The 17,152-nt window shown below is 65.6% G+C and carries 16 protein-coding genes; 12 read left to right on the top strand and 4 right to left on the bottom strand.

The features are described from left to right. Positions 1-25: 25 nt before the first annotated feature. Positions 26-481 (bottom strand): hypothetical protein, encoded by a 456-nt coding sequence (locus tag NV382_RS06810; protein ID WP_260599755.1) that lies wholly within the window; start codon positions 479-481, stop codon positions 26-28. Between the two features lie 102 nt (positions 482-583). Between NV382_RS06810 and NV382_RS06805 the strand changes: the two genes are divergently transcribed. Together NV382_RS06805 and NV382_RS06800 are read left to right on the top strand one after the other, a co-directional pair. Further along, on the top strand, positions 584-2,032 hold the full coding sequence (locus NV382_RS06805) for an FAD-binding oxidoreductase (RefSeq protein ID WP_260599754.1): 1,449 nt from the start codon (positions 584-586) through the stop codon (positions 2,030-2,032). A gap of 55 nt (positions 2,033-2,087) precedes the next feature. Further along, positions 2,088-2,873 carry a SapC family protein gene (locus tag NV382_RS06800; RefSeq protein ID WP_260599753.1) on the top strand — a complete coding sequence of 262 codons (786 nt, stop codon included), beginning with the start codon at positions 2,088-2,090 and terminating at the stop codon, positions 2,871-2,873. 362 nt (positions 2,874-3,235) lie between these two features. Here the strand turns inward: NV382_RS06800 and NV382_RS06795 are convergent, their stop codons facing one another. After that, positions 3,236-4,228: an alpha/beta fold hydrolase gene (locus tag NV382_RS06795; protein WP_260599752.1), complete on the bottom strand. Its 993-nt coding sequence runs from the start codon at positions 4,226-4,228 to the stop codon at positions 3,236-3,238. A gap of 89 nt (positions 4,229-4,317) precedes the next feature. Here NV382_RS06795 and NV382_RS06790 point away from each other — a divergent pair, with 89 nt between their 5' ends. Together NV382_RS06790 and uvrA are read left to right on the top strand one after the other, a co-directional pair. Beyond that, entirely contained in the window at positions 4,318-5,247 is a 930-nt protein-coding gene (locus tag NV382_RS06790) for a LysR family transcriptional regulator (protein WP_260599751.1), read from the top strand. Positions 5,248-5,339: 92 nt separating this feature from the next. After that, positions 5,340-8,273 (top strand): excinuclease ABC subunit UvrA, encoded by a 2,934-nt coding sequence (uvrA, locus tag NV382_RS06785; protein WP_260599750.1) that lies wholly within the window; start codon positions 5,340-5,342, stop codon positions 8,271-8,273. Positions 8,274-8,288: 15 nt separating this feature from the next. Here uvrA and NV382_RS06780 read toward each other — a convergent pair whose 3' ends face one another. After that, positions 8,289-8,714 carry a hypothetical protein gene (locus NV382_RS06780; RefSeq protein ID WP_260599749.1) on the bottom strand — a complete coding sequence of 142 codons (426 nt, stop codon included), beginning with the start codon at positions 8,712-8,714 and terminating at the stop codon, positions 8,289-8,291. Positions 8,715-8,847: 133 nt separating this feature from the next. Between NV382_RS06780 and NV382_RS06775 the strand changes: the two genes are divergently transcribed. The 8 genes from NV382_RS06775 (at position 8,848) to NV382_RS06740 (ending at position 16,129) form a co-directional block, all read left to right on the top strand. Further along, positions 8,848-9,156, top strand: coding sequence for a hypothetical protein (locus tag NV382_RS06775; protein WP_260599748.1), 309 nt, complete (start codon positions 8,848-8,850; stop codon positions 9,154-9,156). After that, the gene (locus NV382_RS06770; protein WP_260599747.1) at positions 9,153-10,265 is read left to right on the top strand and encodes a helix-turn-helix domain-containing protein; all 1,113 of its coding nucleotides are present in this window, start codon (positions 9,153-9,155) and stop codon (positions 10,263-10,265) included. The genes NV382_RS06775 and NV382_RS06770 overlap by 4 nt, the downstream gene beginning before the upstream one ends. Before the next feature lie 9 nt (positions 10,266-10,274). Next, complete coding sequence (locus NV382_RS06765; RefSeq protein ID WP_260599746.1) at positions 10,275-10,754, top strand: hypothetical protein; 480 nt, start codon at positions 10,275-10,277, stop codon at positions 10,752-10,754. A gap of 318 nt (positions 10,755-11,072) precedes the next feature. Next, on the top strand, positions 11,073-12,224 hold the full coding sequence (locus tag NV382_RS06760; protein ID WP_260599745.1) for a hypothetical protein: 1,152 nt from the start codon (positions 11,073-11,075) through the stop codon (positions 12,222-12,224). A 76-nt stretch (positions 12,225-12,300) separates the two neighbouring features. Then, the gene (locus NV382_RS06755; RefSeq protein ID WP_260599744.1) at positions 12,301-12,759 is read left to right on the top strand and encodes a hypothetical protein; all 459 of its coding nucleotides are present in this window, start codon (positions 12,301-12,303) and stop codon (positions 12,757-12,759) included. An 11-nt stretch (positions 12,760-12,770) separates the two neighbouring features. Further along, on the top strand, positions 12,771-13,007 hold the full coding sequence (locus tag NV382_RS06750; protein WP_260599743.1) for a hypothetical protein: 237 nt from the start codon (positions 12,771-12,773) through the stop codon (positions 13,005-13,007). 42 nt (positions 13,008-13,049) lie between these two features. Continuing rightward, on the top strand, positions 13,050-13,502 hold the full coding sequence (locus tag NV382_RS06745; RefSeq protein WP_260599742.1) for a hypothetical protein: 453 nt from the start codon (positions 13,050-13,052) through the stop codon (positions 13,500-13,502). 86 nt (positions 13,503-13,588) lie between these two features. Further along, positions 13,589-16,129: a penicillin-binding protein 1A gene (locus NV382_RS06740; protein WP_260599741.1), complete on the top strand. Its 2,541-nt coding sequence runs from the start codon at positions 13,589-13,591 to the stop codon at positions 16,127-16,129. Between the two features lie 77 nt (positions 16,130-16,206). On the opposite strand, the gene NV382_RS06735 is transcribed toward NV382_RS06740, so the two are convergent. After that, positions 16,207-17,133 carry a bifunctional riboflavin kinase/FAD synthetase gene (locus NV382_RS06735; RefSeq protein ID WP_260599740.1) on the bottom strand — a complete coding sequence of 309 codons (927 nt, stop codon included), beginning with the start codon at positions 17,131-17,133 and terminating at the stop codon, positions 16,207-16,209. Between the last annotated feature and the right edge of the window lie 19 nt (positions 17,134-17,152).

Below are 17,152 nucleotides of genomic sequence, written 5' to 3'. Positions count from 1 at the left end.
AACGGGCGGAGGAAAGGTCCATGCTCTAATCGTGCCGCTTCAGCTTCTTGAACGACGATATCGGGCACGCCCGGCCGGAACGCGCGCGGATCGTGTCGCGGTCGGCGCACAACATGCCGTCCGGCGTCGGCTTCAGGTACAATCCGGCATAGAAATCCAGCGCCGGGCAATCGTCGCCCAGTTTCGCGCGCATCATGCTGCCGTCGCTCAGCAGCAGGTCGACGCTGCTCTTGCGCGCCACGCCCGATCCGGCGAGCTTGGTGATCGGCACGCATTTCGGGCCCTTCTTCTCGTCCAGCTTCACCGGCGGCGGCTGCGGCACGGGCGAGGCGGCGCTGCGGCTCGGCTGCGGCACGCGGATGATGATGCGCTGCCGGATCGTCAGCTGCGCCACTTCCACCCCGTCCGGCTCGGGCGCAGCGGCAACGGCAGGGGGCGCGGCAAGCGCAAGCATCAGCATGGGGGTGAGGGGATTCGGCATGAACATCGATGCGTTACGCTAAAGGTTTGAACGCCCGATGAATTGGGTAATCGACCGGCGCCGAATTGGCGCGTGGCCCGCACCATGATAGCGGGGGCCGCCATGACCCCCGCGCAAGACCGCTTCATCCATGCCGTCCGCATGGCACTCGGCGACAAGGCCGTCATCACCGATCCCGCCGATATCGATCCCTGGCTGCACGATTGGCGCGGCCGCTATCACGGGCGCAGTCCGGCGATCCTCGCCCCCGCCGACACTGCCGGCGTCGCCACGATCGTCACGCTCGCCGGGGAGCATCATGTGCCGCTGGTGCCGCAGGGCGGCAACACCTCGATGGTCGGCGGTGCCACGCCGCCTGACGACGGATCGGCGCTGGTCCTGTCGCTGCGCCGCATGAACCGCATCCGCCGCCTGTCCGCCGAGGAGAATCTGGTCGTCGCCGAAGCCGGCGTGATCCTCGCCGATCTGCACGCCGCCGCGCTTAGTGCCGGCCGCCGCTTTCCGCTGACACTCGGCAGCCGCGGCAGCGCCACGATCGGCGGTCTCGCCGCGACCAATGCCGGCGGCACGCAGGTGCTGCGCTTCGGCACGATGCGCGCGCTGATCGCCGGGGTCGAGGCAGTGCTCCCCGATGGGCAGGTGCACGATGGCCTGTCGGCGCTGAAGAAGGACAATCGCGGCTACGATCTCGATCATCTGCTCGTCGGTGCCGAGGGCACGCTCGGCATCATCACCGCCGTCACCCTGCGCCTGGTTCCCCAGATCGCTGCACGCGCCGTCGCCTGGGTCGGCCTGGCCAGCCCGCAAGACGCGCTGACCCTGCTGCGACGGATGGAGGTGACCACCCAAACGATCGAGAGCTTCGAGCTCCTGCCGCACGAATCGCTCGCCGCGGTGCTGCGCCACATCCCGGGCACCCGCGCGCCGCTCGGGCAGGACCAGCCATGGCACGTGCTGATCGAGGCGGTCGCGACCGATCCGGCCGCCGAGCCGCCAGCAGTCTTGCTCGAACGCCTGCTCGCCCCCGCGCTGGCCGACGGCCTCGTCGCCGATGCGGTGATCGGCGCCAGCGAAACGCAGGCCGAGGAATTCTGGCGCATCCGCGATTCGATCTCGGCCGCCGAACGCGCCTCCGGTCCCGCCGCACAGCACGACATCTCGGTCCCCGTCGCTGCCATGCCGCGCTTCATGGTCGAGGCGGCGGCGGCGTGCGACGCGGCGTTCCCCGGCACCCATGCCAGCGGCTATGGCCATCTCGGCGACGGCAACGTGCATTTCCACGTCCGCGCCGCGCCCGGCGCCGATGCCGCTTATTGGTATGCCGAGGATGCGCCACGCGTCACCCGCTTCGTGCATGATCTGGTGACGGCGGCGGGCGGCTCGATCTCCGCCGAACACGGCATCGGCCAGATGAAGCGTGCCGAGCTCGAACGCCTGTCGCCGCCCGCCCGCCTCGCCGCGCTCCGCGCGATCAGGGCCGCGCTCGATCCACAGGGCCTGATGAACCCGGGCAAGCTCGTTACGCTTGCGCCCGTCGCGCCCACGCCATAGAGCCAGCGACCATCCGGCCCGTGCGAGGCCGCGACACGTTTCGATGGAGATACCCATGGCCAGCGCGCCGCAACAGTCGCAGCTTCCCCTGTTCTACAACGCGCTCGAACCTTTGTCGTCGGAGGCGCACGCCAATTTCAAGGTCCGCCAGTCGGATCGCGCACCGTTCCTCGCCGGCCAGCATGCCGTGCCGGTCACGGTCGACGAATTCACCATGGTGCAGCGCCACATGCCGATCGTGTTCACCGTCGGCGACGCGCCGGTGCCGATCGCGCTGATGGGCATGAACGAGGGCGTCAACGTGTTCATCGGTGATGACGGCGCGCTGATCGAACAGTCGCTGTACATTCCGGCCTATATCCGCCGCTATCCCTACATGCTCGCGCGCCTGACGCCCGACGCGCAGGAATTGTCGCTGTGCTTCGATCCGACGACCGACACGATCGGCGCGTTCGAGGATGGCGAGCCGATGTTCGAGAACGGCCAGCCGAGCGAACTCGTCCGCAACATCCTGGCGTTCAACGAATCGTTCGAACAGGCCGGCGCCCGCACGGCGAGCTTCATGACCGAATTGCAGGAACTGGGCCTGCTGATGGACGGCGAAATCACCATCCAGCCCGATGGCGCCGAACAGCCGTTCATCTATCGCGGCTTCCAGATGGTCAACGAAGAGAAGTTGAACGACCTGCGCGGCGATCAGCTGCGCAAGATCCACAAGAACGGCATGCTGCCCCTGCTCTACGCCCACCTCTTCTCGCTCTCCCTGATGCGCGACATCTTCGCCCGCCAGATGCAGCTCGGCAAGGTGCCCGCCAACGTGCCCGAACTGTCGCTGCAATAACGAGGGCGGCAGTAGCCGACCCCCGATCCCGCTCGTCCCCCGGACTAGTTCCGGGGTCCACGGTGCCGCACTCTTCAGGGCGTCTGAGTTCGCGGCACCGCAGATCCCGGAACAAGTTGTCAGTCATGCCGACTCAAAAAATACTATCGTCATCCTGAACTTGTTTCAGGATCCAGGCGCGGTCAGCGACCACAAAGACGGTGTCCGTTAGGCGCGCGACCGCGCCTGGATGCTGAAACAAGTTCAGCATGACGGTACTTGCTTGGCGGGCTAGGCCCCCGAACAAGTCCGGGGTGACGGCGATGGTACGCCGCCACCCCGCACCGCGCGCGCAGCGACCAACGGATGGGGCAAAGACCCCGCTACCCCGCTACCCGCCGAGCCAGGAAGTCCCGCATCAACCCGGCCACCTCCGCACAATGCGTCTCCAGCACGAAATGCCCGGCATCGAGCAGATGCACCTCGGCATCCGGATTATCCCGCCGATAGGCCATTGCCCCGGGCGGAATGAAGAACGCATCGTTCTTCCCCCATACCGCCAGCACCGGCGGCCGATGCGCACGAAAATACGCCTGAAAGGCCGGATACAGCGCCACGTTGGTCCGGTAACTCAGAATCAGATCGAGCTGGATCTCCTCCGCCCCCGCGCGGTGCATGTAGAAGGTGTCGAGCAGATACCCGTCGGGCGACACCGATCCCGCCGGCGCGCCATGCTCGTGCTGGAAGCGGATCGCCGCGTCGCTCAGCGACACGCGCGTCGCCGCGCGGTGCGCCGGCGTCGGCTCGCGCCAATAGGTTTCCCACGCCCCCCAATCCTTGCTGAACCCCTCGACATAGGCGTTGCCGTTCTGCGTGATGATCGCGCTCACCCGTTCTGGATGCTGCATGGCCAGGCGCAGCCCGACCGGCGCACCATAATCGAAGATGTAGAGTGCATAGCGCACCAGCCCGATCGCCTCGACGAACCCGCCGATCACCGCTGCCAGCGCATCGAAACTATAGTCGAACGTGCCGCGCGGTGGCGCCTTGGTCTGGCCGAACCCCGGCAGGTCAGGCGCGATCACGTGATATGTGTCCGCCAGCGCCGGGATCAGGTCGCGGAACATGTGGCTCGAGGTCGGGAAGCCGTGCAACAGCAGGATGACGGGCGCGCCCACTGACCCTGCCTCGCGGTAGAAGACGTCCACGTCCCCAACGCGCTGGGTGCGATAGCGGACGGCGGACATTGCGGCTTCCTTTGAGATGGAGGGCAGGCCGCGCGCCTCGGCGATGCGCGGCGTGGCCATGACGGCCGATCCCGCGGCGAGCGTGGTCAGGAGCGTGCGGCGTGACGGCGTAGCGGTGGCAGGTGACATGGCTTTTCCTTCGTTGCCACCAAGATAGACCTTTCTGGATCCGGCAGAACGCTTGCATTCCGGTCGGCTCGGTTGCAGCAATCGCAACGATGGATCGGCTCGAGGCAATGGCGCTGTTCGTGGCGGCGGTGGACGATGGCTCGCTCGCCGCCGCCGCCCGGCGCCATGGCCGCTCCGCCGCCACCGTCACGCGCGCAGTCGCGCTGCTGGAAGGGCTTGCCGGCGAAACCCTGCTGCTGCGCTCGACGCGCCGCCTGAGCCTGACCGCCGCGGGCGACCGTCATGTGACGATCTGGCGCGAGGTGCTCGCCAGGCTCGCAGAGATCGCGCCGTCAGCCGCTGCTGGCCCGCTCCGAGGCGGCATCGTCCTGACCGCCCCCGAACTGTTCGGCCGCCTGAAGGTGATGCCGGTGCTCGAACCCTTCCTGCGCCGCGAGCCGCTGGTGTCCGCCCGCATCGTGTTGGTGAACCGGCTCGTCGATCTGGTTGGGGAGGGGATCGATCTGGCGGTCCGGCTCGCCCCGCTGCCGGATTCCACGATGACCGCGATCAAGCTCGGCGAGCTGCGCATCCTGGTCTGCGCCGCACCCGATTATCTCGCCCGGGCCGGCGCGCCCGCAAGCCCGCAGGAGCTGGCGCAGCACGATTGCATCGGTCTGAACGCGGAGGGCGATGGCGAGCTCTGGCCGTTCGGCGCGGCGCAGGCCGGCGCGCGCGTGCGCTCCGTCCGGGTGCCGACACGGCTCAGCCTCAACAATGCCGGGGCGGCCATCGATGCGGCATTGCGCGGGCATGGGCTGATCCGAGCCCGGGCGTATCAGGTGGCGGAGGATGTCGCGGCGGGGCGCCTCGTTGCTATCCTCGACGCCTTCGAGCCGCCGCCGGTGCCCGTTCACTTGGTGTTCCACCCGGAGCGCGGCAGGGGTGGGCCCGTCCGCGCCTTTGTCGACCATGCCGTGCCGGCGTTGCGCATGGAGCTACGCCGCATCGCTTCGATCCTGCACCGCACGCCCCAATAGCCGCGCGCCGTTCGCGGCCGCTGGCAACCGCAGCCCCGGCGCCCTATCTTCAACACTGGCATCCCGATCAGAACAGAAGTAGAACTCCCCGCATGCTGACTCATATCTCCGTGCGCGGTGCGCGCGAACATAACCTCAAGGATGTCTCGATCGACATCCCGCGCGATACGCTGACGGTGATCACCGGCCTGTCGGGCTCGGGCAAATCGAGCCTGGCCTTCGACACGATCTATGCCGAGGGCCAGCGCCGCTACGTCGAATCGCTCTCGGCCTATGCCCGCCAGTTCCTGGAGTTGATGCAGAAGCCCGACGTCGATCATATCGAGGGCCTGTCGCCCGCCATCTCGATCGAGCAGAAGACCACCAGCCGCAACCCGCGCTCCACCGTTGCGACGGTCACCGAAATCTACGATTACATGCGCCTGCTGTGGGCGCGCGTCGGCATCCCGTACTCGCCCGCGACCGGGCTGCCGATCGCCGCGCAGACCGTCAGCCAGATGGTCGATCGCGTCATGGCGCTGCCCGAGGGCACGCGGCTGTATTTGCTGGCGCCGGTCGTGCGCGGGCGCAAGGGCGAGTATAAGAAGGAACTGCTTGAGTGGCAGAAAGCCGGCTTCACCCGCGTCCGCATCGACGGCGAGATCTACGAGATCGACGAAGCGCCGGCGATCGACAAGAAGTACAAGCATGACATCGAAGTCGTGGTCGATCGCCTGGTCGTCGGCGAGGGCGTCGCCACGCGTCTCGCGGAATCGTTCGAAGCCGCGCTGAAGCTCGCCGAAGGCCTGGCCTATGTCGATCCCGCCGATCCGGTCGAGGCGCACACGCCCAAGCAGGAAATCCTCGGCGACAACGCGCCCCCGGGCCGCATCGTGTTCAGCGAAAAGTTCGCCTGCCCGATCAGCGGCTTCACCATCGCCGAGATCGAGCCGCGGCTGTTCTCGTTCAACGCCCCGCAAGGCGCGTGCCCGGCCTGCGATGGCCTCGGTGAAAAGATGCTGTTCGACGCCGATCTCGTCGTCCCCAACCACGCGCTCAGCATCAAGAAGGGCGCGGTCGTCCCCTGGGCCAAGTCCAACCCGCCCAGCCCCTATTACATGCAGGTGCTCGGCAGCCTCGCGCGAGAATTCAAGTTCGACGTCGACACCGCCTGGGCCGACCTGCCGCCGGAGATCCAGGACACGATCCTCTACGGCACCCAGGGCAAGCCCGTCACGCTCACCTTCATCGACGGCAAGAAGTCGTACGACGTCAAGAAGCCGTTCGAAGGCGTGATCGGCAACCTCAACCGCCGCCTGATGCAGACCGAATCCGCCTGGATGCGCGAGGAACTGAGCAAGTACCAGTCCAGCGCCCCGTGCGAGGTCTGCCACGGCGCCCGCCTCAAGCCCGAGGCGCTGGCGGTCAAGATCGGCATGCGTGACATTTCCTCGGTCACCCGCCTGTCGGTGGTCGACGCGCTCGCCTGGTTCGAACAAGTCCCGAGCCAGCTCGGCGACCAGCAGAACGCCATCGCCGAACGCATCCTCAAGGAAATCCTCGAGCGTATCGGCTTCCTCAACAATGTCGGCCTCGATTACCTCAACCTCAACCGCACCAGCGGCACGCTCAGCGGCGGCGAATCGCAGCGCATCCGCCTAGCGTCGCAGATCGGCTCGGGGCTCAGCGGCGTGCTCTACGTGCTCGACGAGCCCAGCATCGGCCTGCACCAGCGCGACAACGACATGCTGCTCAAGACGCTCCGCCGCCTGCGCGATCTCGGCAACACCGTGCTCGTCGTCGAGCATGACGAGGACGCGATCCGCACCGCCGACTACGTCATCGATATGGGCCCCGGCGCCGGCGTCCATGGCGGCGAAGTCGTCGCCCAGGGCACGCTGGAGGAAGTGCTGGGCACCGAAGGCAGCATCACCGCCGATTACCTGATGGGCCGCCGCGAAGTCGCCGTGCCCACCACCCGGCGCAAGGGCAACGGCAAGAAGATCACCGTCCACAATGCCGTCGCCAACAACCTGCGCGGCGTCACCGCGTCGCTCCCGCTCGGCACCTTCACCTGCATCACCGGCGTCTCCGGCTCGGGCAAGTCGAGTTTCACCATCGACACGCTCTATGCCGCCGCCGCGCGCGAGCTGAACGGCGCGCGCATCGTGCAGGGCAAGCACGACAAGATCACCGGTCTGCAATATCTCGATAAGGTGATCGACATCGATCAGTCGCCGATCGGCCGCACCCCGCGCAGCAACCCCGCCACCTATACCGGCGCCTTCACGCAGATCCGCGACTGGTTCGCCGGCCTCCCCGAATCCGCCGCGCGCGGCTACAAGCCCGGCCGCTTCAGCTTCAACGTCAAGGGCGGCCGCTGCGAGGCATGCCAGGGCGACGGCCTGCTCAAGATCGAGATGCACTTCCTCCCCGACGTCTACGTCACCTGCGACGTGTGCCACGGCGCGCGCTACAATCGCGAGACGCTGGAGGTGAAGTTCAAGGGCAAGAGCATCGCCGACGTGCTCGACATGACGGTCGAGGATGCGGTCGAATTCTTCAAGGCGGTGCCGCCGATCCGCGACAAGATGGCGATGCTGGTCGAGGTCGGTCTCGGCTACGTCAAGGTCGGCCAGCAGGCGACGACCCTGTCGGGCGGCGAAGCGCAGCGCGTCAAGCTCGCCAAGGAACTGTCCCGCCGCGCCACCGGCCAGACGCTCTACATCCTCGACGAACCCACCACCGGCCTGCATTTCGAGGACGTGCGCAAGCTGCTCGAAGTGCTCCACCAACTGGTCGAGCAGGGCAACACGGTGGTCGTCATCGAACACAATCTCGATGTCATCAAGACCGCGGACTGGGTGCTCGATCTCGGCCCCGAGGGCGGCGTGAAGGGCGGCGAGATCGTCGCGCAGGGCACGCCCGAGCAAGTGGTGAAGGTCGCGGCGAGCTTTACCGGGCGGTATTTGAAGCCGTTGCTGGAGCCGCGCGCGGCGATCCCCGCCCCCGCCAAACCCCCCAAGGCACGCGCGGCGGCGAAGTGACCCCAAGCCGGCGCGCTACGGCGCGTCGGCCGGGTCGAGTTCCTCGAACGGCGGGGCAGGGCAGGCGGTGCAGACCATATAGCGGTGTGATCCGTCACGCCGCACCAGCACGCCCCGCCGCGCCCGGTCGATCGACCACGTGCCGCCTTCCCCACCGGGCAGGCGAACCGTACCGGTAGCGTAGCAGCGCGACATATTGAGATCATGGTTATACGCCCGGTCATCGACCGTCGTTGCCTTCATGAAATAGCCCCGCACCTGTCGCGCGGTCAGGCGAAACCTCGCACAGGACGCGACCGTTTCGTCGCCTGACACGCTGTCGGAACGCAGGCCGTTGCCGGTGACGGTCACTGTGATCTTGTCGCTACGCCCCTCGGCCAGTGCCGGGGCGAGCGGCGCTTGCGCCATGAGGGCCAGAAAAAAAGGAGCGGATAATGCCATTGCTGATCTTCCTGCCTTGTACCGGAACGTACTGTCGCACGCACTCAAAGTCACTGGCGCCGTAAAACGCTACTTAACGCCTTCCGTTAAGTAGCGTCTTGCAAAAGGCTCGGGGAGCGGCTACACGGCGAGGATGGAAGTTAGCTTTGCCGATCCGCAGCTTGAGCTGATTGAAACGCATCGGGCGGCTGAAACGTCTCTGCCCTTCGCCGTTATAAGCACCGCGCGCGCGCGCTTGAGTATTATTCGAGCTTCTCCAGACTTGGTGACCCTTAGACAATGGCGAAGTTTTGGGCTGGCGCCAAACGCCGAACTGCCGGGCCAGCACTCGGTACCCATCACCGATAAATGGCTGATGACCGTCCGATTTGATAATTTGGAGGGTCCTCGGACCGTCGTGATCGCTATCAAGAAAATTGAACCTTCCGGGGAAGTGTTATGAAGACCAGCAAATCTGTAGAGCTACGAGCTCCAGGTGAGTTTATTAAAGATGAGTTGAATGCTCGCCAATGGTCACAGCGTGATCTGGCGTTCATCCTAGGTCAGACTGAGCAACAACTTAACCCTCTGTTGTCGGGTAAGCGTGCGATTAGTGCAGATATGGCAAAGTTGCTCGGAGATGCCTTTGGTGTAGATGCCCAGTTTTTTGCCAACCTTCAGAGTCAGTATGACATCAGTCGTGCCAAAGAGCCCGATCCTGGGGTGAGGACGAGAGCGGTTCTTCAAGGGGCCTTCCCAATTCGCGATATGATCCGACGGGGATGGATAGCGGATGCTGAGGGATCGTTGCTTGAGCTTCAGGTGAATCGGTTCTTTGAAAATGCGAATGATAACGGCAGTGCGAAGGTAGCATTTGCCGCAAAGCGTACTCATTATGACGAAAATACGCCAAGTCAGATAGCTTGGGTTTTTCGAGTTAGGCAGATCGCGCGTGTTGTCACGGTGGCCAAATTCGATCCAGCCAAGTTACGAGCTGATTTACACCGGCTGAGAGCTCTAATGATTCAGCCCGAGGCAGTTTCCGAGGCCATCGAATTGCTGGCTGAGTGCGGTGTGCGGGTAGTGGTTGTGGAGGCTCTACCAGGAGCTAAGATCGACGGGGTTTGCACTTGGCTTGCGGATGATGAGCCGGTGATTGGCCTTTCTAATCTTCACGACAGGCTTGATAATTTCTGGTTCGTCGTGAGGCACGAGATTGAGCATGTTTTGCTTGGTCATGGAAAAGGTACGATCGGAATCATCGACAATCTCTCAGAGATGAACGATGGTATAGAAGAAGAGGTCCTTGCGAACGACGCTGCTGCAGAATTCTGTGTCCCTAAGAAAAGTATGAACTCCTTTTACGCAAGAAAAGCCCCTTACTTTTCTGAGAAAGATGTTGTTGGATTTGCTAGTATTAACAACGTACATCCGGCGATTGTAGTCGGACAGCTGCAGAAAAGAATGGGACGATATGATTATCTAAGAAAGTATCAGGTTTCGGTTAGACGCTACCTGCTCGCGGATGCTCCCGCTGACGGATGGGGCATTGTTCCAGAAATTCATTTGTAGAGGTACGTGGTGGCAAATTATAAAGAGCAAATGCAACATATTTTTGGTGCATATATGGACAAAGTCGGGTCCGAACCAGTGTCGCTGGACGCAGTAGCGGAGTGGGCGATAACGGAAGGAATGTTCTCTCCTACTCCCCGTAGTGTCCTCAAGTTGTGCAGAGAGGCGCTTGCAGACAGTCTGCGCGAGGAAAAGAGGCTCGATAGCGACGGCCGTCTTTATAGAGCCAAACATTCGGTTCGGCAAAGCATCGGAGGTGTGCAACTAGTCCTTTGGGCAGATATCGACAGCGCGCCACGGGTCTTCATGGAGAAGTCGTTCTCTCAACGTCGCAAAGCAATCGCTAACGATTGCTATCAGGTGAAGCAGGACGTTGATCATTTTAATTCTGCTCGAGCGGCGGGTAGGCCAATCCAGATGATCTTGGACTTCACCGATGACGTAGCTGAAATGGAAGCTGCCAGAGACCTGGATGACAAGGCAGCCTAACACCGTCACCAGCCCGCAGAGCCTCCGCGCAAAGGACAGGGATTTTCGATGGGCGGCAAAGGAAAGCCGGCGGCCAAGTCTACTTCGACCAACCTTGGAAAGCCGTGAGTAATCTCAGCGAGGGTCGCCCGCCCTGCCAATACCAAACATCCGTTCTCGCGCACATAGCCGCGCCGTCGGTCGTCGCCCGAGCGACCCCGGCCGGCCCCGCCTAATCCGTGCGGATTAGCTGCCGCTAAATCCAACACCGGCGGGGCTGTCCTACAAGCCCCATCCTGACATACATAGTTCGCCTTCTGTTCCCATGAGGAGGCACGCATGACCGTCCACATCCCCACCGCCACCTTCGCCGCCGCCGCCCCCAACCCGGCCGACGCCACGCCCGACGACACCATTCCGCTCACCGCGTCGCGCCGCCAGGACGGCTGGTCCGCCGCCGCGCAGCGCATGTTCCTGGAGGCGATCGCCGAGGGGCTCGGCGTCGAGGTCGCCTGCGCCTGTGTCGGCCTGTCCACCTCCTCCGCCTACGCGTTCCGCCGCAGCCCCAGGGGCGCCGCCTTCGCGCTCGGCTGGCGCGCCGCCACCTTGCTCGCGCGCGAAGCCGTCGCCGAACGATTGATGGTTCGCGCGCTCCACGGACAGGTCGATACCATCACCCGCGACGACGGCAGCACCATCACTCGCCACCGCCTCGACAATCGCCTCGGCATGAGCCTGCTCGCGCGGCTCGATCGCCAGGTCGAACAGGCGCCCGATGCCGATGTGAAGGCAGCGCGGCTCGTCGCGCAGGAATTCGACGCCTTCCTGGGGCTGGTCGATCAGGATGACGGGCCCGCCCGCGCCGGCCTGTTCCTCGCCCGCCGCTGCCAGGATTTCGCCGAGGACCAGCGCGATCTCGCGCCGATCTATGCGCTGGCCGCTGCCGATCGCCTCGTCCGCACCGGCGTCGCCACGGCAGGGGAGGTGGCCATCGCCGATCTCGATCCCGCCGCCCGCGCAGACTGGACCGCCGAGCAATGGGCCCGCGCCGAAGCCGCCGGCCTCGTCGCCTTTGCCGAGGCGCCGCCCGAGCAAGAGGAAGACGCGCCGGACACACAAGAGTCTCAACATTCGGAGCTGCTCGACCCGGCACAGGCCGGTGCCGACCACATCTGGTGGGAGCGCCGGGCCAATGAATGGCGCACCGATTTCCCGCCGCCGGCCGATTTCTGCGGCATCGAGGATGGCGTGTTCGGCATGGAGACCTACGAACGCCAGTTGAGCTTCTACGAACAGGAGCTGTACGGCGATCCCGAGGACGAACCCACCCCCGAGGAGGCCTATATGGCCGAGGTGCGCGACGCCTTCTTCGACCTGCTCCTCGCCGAGCGCCGCCGCGAACATGCCGAGGCCGCGGCCACGCTGGCGGCGGAGGCGGATGCCGAGGAAGCGGCCCATGCCGCGGAGCAGGCGGCGCTCGCCCCCGCCTGATCGATGCGCAGGCGATACGGAACGGCCACGCGTCCCGCCCGTTGAACGCCCTGTCATCATTAAAGGGAGCCGCCGCATGGCCACCACGCCCACCACCCGCAAACCTCGCCAGCCGGCCGCCGGCAGAACCACCGCCGCCAAATCGGCTGCCGCCAAGTCCGCCGCCGCCAAGCCGGCCACGCGCACGCGCAAGCCTGCGGCGAAGGCGGCGCCGGCGCGGACGTTCGACACCACGACGGTTCTGTCGATTGGCGGGGCGTTGGTCGCGGTCGGTGCCGCAGTCGCCGGTTTCCTCGCCCGTCGTCAGATCTCCGCCTGGGTCGCCCCCGGCTCGGCCGAGCATGCCGCGCCGGATCTCGCCGCCGACAAGCCGCATCCCGGCCCGGACGATCGCGCGCCCGTCGCCTTCCGTCCCGACATGGACGCGCCGATGTCCCCCGCCGAGCGCGAGGCGCTGCGCCCCGCCACTGGCCCGGCGCCCAGCCTCGTCGCCGAAGCGGGCACGATGAACAGCCAGACCGGCGCCTCCAACTGAAGGACGTGATCATGACCGACGACGCGACCCGGCCGACGCCGACCGAAACGCAACCGGCGCCCAACCTCTCTACCGAGCAGGAAAAGACCGCGGGCGCCAACACGCCGACCGAGACGCAGCCCGCGCCGAACATCTCGACCGAGCATCAGGAGGCGGGCGGCGCCCGTTTCCCCGGCAGCAGCCTCGATCGCGGGCAGGAGGACGAGGGGGACGTCGCGCGCAAATCGTCACTGACGCGGAACGAATAGCCTCGGGGCGGCATTGGCTAGTCATTCAACAGGAGAATGATGATGCGCGCTCTGACTCTCGGCCTCGCCGCCGCTGCCTCGACCCTGGTCGCCGGCTGCAGCACCTATGACAATGGTGGTCGTCCCGGCTATTCCAGCGACTATAGCCGCTACGATTACAACAATCCGGATCCCGCCTACGGTGGCTACGATGCCGGCCGTTACTACCGCGAAGATAACCGCCGCTACCGCGAGCGTGAATTGTCCTCCAACGACCGCGTCTATCGCGGCAATGACGGCCGCTATTACTGCCGCCGCCAGGACGGCACGACCGGCCTGATCGTCGGCGGTGTCGCCGGTGGTGCCCTGGGTGCCGCGATCGCGCCCGGCGGTTCGGGCCTGCTCGGCGCGATCATCGGTGCCGCCGGCGGTGCGCTGGCCGGCCAGGCGATCGACAAGAGCGACGACAATCGCGGCCGCCGTGGCCGCAACGGCAACGGCACCCGCTGCCGCTAATCGCCGAAGTGCACGGGCGGCATCGCGCCGCCCGTGCGCCTTGGGCTGGCATGCCCCGGTAAAGTTGCTAGAGGCTTGGGGTTCATATGGCCGCAAGCGAATCCGATACCGTCAATTTCCGCCTCCGCCGCGATGTCGGCGGCTTCCGCGGTGCCGTGCAGCGTATCTGGGGGCGGTGGTGGGTCCGCTGGCCGATCTATCTGGCGCTGCTGGCGGCGATCGGCCTGCTCGCCCTCTGGCTGCTCGTCGCCCGTGATCTCCCCTCGGTCGACAAACTCCGCGCCTACGAACCGCCACTCCCCACCAACGTCCGTGGCATCGATGGCGTCCCGATCCACAGCTATGCCCGCGAACGCCGCGTCGAACTCAGCTACGCCGAATATCCGCCCTTGCTGGTCCGCGCCTTCCTCGCCGCCGAGGACCGTACCTTCTTCGAGCATCACGGCGTCGACTATCCCGGCATCGCCGCCGCCATCGTCAGCAACATGCGCAGCAACCGCCGCCCGGTCGGCGCCTCGACGATCACGCAGCAGGTCGCCAAAAACCTGCTGATCGGCAACGAGACGAGCTATATGCGCAAGGCCAAGGAAGCGATCCTGGCCTACCGCATCGAGGATGCGCTGACCAAGCAGCAGATCCTGGAGCTTTACCTCAACCAGATCGCTTTGGGCCGCAACGCCTTCGGCGTCGCCGCCGCTAGCTACGCCTATTTCGGCAAGGATCTGAACGACCTCGATCTGGCACAGATGGCCTATCTCGCCATCCTGCCCAAGGGCCCGTCCAACTACGATCCGATCCGCAACACGCAAAAGGCGTTGGACCGCCGCAACTATGTGCTGAGCGAGATGGTCAAGAACGGCTTCATCACCGCCAGCCAGTACCAGACCGCCAATGCCGAACCGCTCGGCACCGTCCCCCGCCAGTCACCCAAGCAGCAGGTCGCCGGTTCCGGCTATTTCGTCGAGGAAGTCCGCCGCCAGCTGATCGACAAGTTCGGTGAGGACGGCAAGGTCGGACCGTACAGCGTCTATGCCGGCGGCCTGTGGGTGCGCACTTCGTTCGACGTCAAGCAGCAGCAATATGCGCAGGAAGCATTGCGCGACGGCCTGCTCCGCTTCGACCGCGGTCGCGGCTGGTCCGGCCCGCTGCGGCATGTCGAGATCGACGGCGACAATTGGCAGAGCGTCCTGCTCAACACCAATATCGGTCTCGATTACCGCGACTGGCGCGCAGCGATCGTCACCTCGACCGGTGGCAGTGCGGCGACGATCGGGTTCAGCAACGGCCAGACGGCGGAACTGCCGCGTTCGGCGGCGCAGATGCCGGTGCGTGGCGAGGGGGGCAATGCCTTCAACGCGCTGAAGGTCGGCGATATCATCGCGGTCGCACCCGAAGGTGGCACGTTCTCCTTGCGCAGCGTGCCCAAGATATCGGGCGGCTTCGTGGTGGAGGAACCCGCCACCGGGCGGGTGCTGGCGATGCAAGGCGGCTTCGACGCGCGGCTCCAGTCTTTCAACCGCGCCACCCAGGCGCAGCGCCAGCCTGGATCGACGATCAAGCCCATCGTCTATGCAGCCGCGCTGGCGAACGGCATGACGCCGGCCTCGATCGTCGTCGACGGTCCGTTCTGCGTCTATCAGGGCGCCCGGCTGGGGCAGAAATGCTTCCGCAATTTCGGCAACATGCGCGGTGCGGGGCCGCACACCATGCGCTGGGGTCTGGAACAGTCGCGCAACCTGATGACGGTCAAGATCGCCAACCAGACCGGCATGGACAAGGTCGTTGGGCTGATGGACCGGATCGGCGTGGGCAAGTACCCGTCCTATCTGTCGTTCGCACTCGGCGCCGGGGAGACGACCGTGTCGCGCATGGTCAACGCCTATACGATCCTGGCCAACCAGGGCCGCGCGCACCCGGCGACGCTGATCGATTTCGCCCAGGACCGCCATGGCAAGGTGGTGTGGCCCACCAACTGGCGCGCCTGCGACGGCTGCAACGCGCCCGACTGGAACGGCAAGGCGATGCCGCGCCCGATGATCCGCGGCAAGCAGGTGCTGGACGCGATCAGCGCCTATCAGATGGTCCACATCGCCGAGGGCGTGATCCAGCGCGGCACGGCGACGGTGCTGCGCGATCTCGATCGTCCGATGTTCGGCAAGACCGGCACCAATTCGGGGCCGACCGACGTGTGGTTCATCGGCGGGACGCCGCAGATGATCGCCGGCGTCTATATCGGCTACGACACGCCGCGGAAATTGGGCGGTGCGGCACAGGGCGGCACGGTCGCCGCGCCGATCTTCAAGCAATGGGCGATCAAGGCCTATGAAGGCATGGAAAAGCTGCCTTTCCGCGGCCCCCCTGGCGTGCGCATGGTGCGCGTCGATCGTGCCAGCGGCAAACCGGTCTACGGCGCCTGGCCCGGCAACGATCCTAAGGCCGGCGTGATCTGGGAAGCGTTCAAGCCGGAAAGCGAACCGCGCCGCGCGATCCGTCGCGCCGGCGTAATGGCCGACCCAGCACTCGCCGCCGCCGTCGCCCGTGCCCGCGCCGACAAGGCCGCCGCCGCCAGCCGCGCCGAACAGCGTCGCGACACGGACTTCCTGCAACGCGAAGAAGGCATCTATTAAGCGGCGCTGCCGCGACCGACCTCTTGCTCAAGTCACGCCCATCCGTTTGTGTCGAGCGAAGGGTCGATGTAAGCAGCCTAGCCCGCCAGGATCATCCGCGCCCGCGCGCAATCCAAGTCCATCTGCGCGGTCAGCGCGTCCAAGCTGTCGAACTTGGCCTCGGCGCGCAGGAAGTCGATCAACTCGACCTCGATCGTCTGGCCGTAAAGATCCTCGGCAAAGTCGAAGAAGAACGGCTCGAGCAGCTCCTTGGGCGGGTCGAAGGTCGGGCGGATACCGAGATTCGCCGCCCCGGCCAACACGCGTCCATCCGCCAGCCGGCCGCGCACGGCGTAGATGCCGTACGCAGGGCGCAGGTAATTGGCCATGTCGACATTGGCGGTGGGGTAGCCGATCGTCCGCCCCAGCTTGTCGCCATGCTGCACCGTGCCCCGGATGGCATACGGACGGGTCAGCAGCCGCGCCGCGCCGCGCGGGTCGCCGGCGATCAACGCATCGCGGATGCGGCTCGACGACACGATCTCGCCGTCCAGTGTCACCGGAGCAACGGTCTCGACCGAGAAGCCAAGCCGGTCGCCTGCCTCGGCCAAGGTAGCGATCGTGCCGCTTTTACCCTTGCCGAAGGTGAAGTCCTCGCCCGTGACCACGCCCTTGATGTCCAGCGCACCGATCAGACGTTCGGAAATAAATTCAGCCGCAGTCAGGCTCGCCAAGGCCTGGTCGAAGCCGAACACGACCATCGCGTCCGCGCCCGCCGCGGCAAACAGGGCCTCGCGCTGGTCGAGCGTGGTCAGCCGGAATGGTGGACTATCGGGCCGGAAGTACCGCACCGGATGCGGATCGAACGTGGCGACGAGCGCAGGGCGCCCCTCGGCCCGCGCACGCGCGATCGCCGCACCGACCACCGCCTGGTGACCGAGGTGGAACCCGTCGAAATTGCCGAGCGCCACGATGCCGCCTGCCAGATGCGAGGGGACCGCCGCGCTGCCGTCCAGCCGCTGCATGGCACGGGCTATAGGGTCG

It is taken from the genome of Sphingomonas endolithica (genome assembly GCF_025231525.1).
Taxonomy (GTDB): domain Bacteria; phylum Pseudomonadota; class Alphaproteobacteria; order Sphingomonadales; family Sphingomonadaceae; genus Sphingomonas; species Sphingomonas endolithica.
Note: the sequence above shows the minus strand (reverse complement) of the source record. Positions and strands in the feature narration are given on the sequence as shown.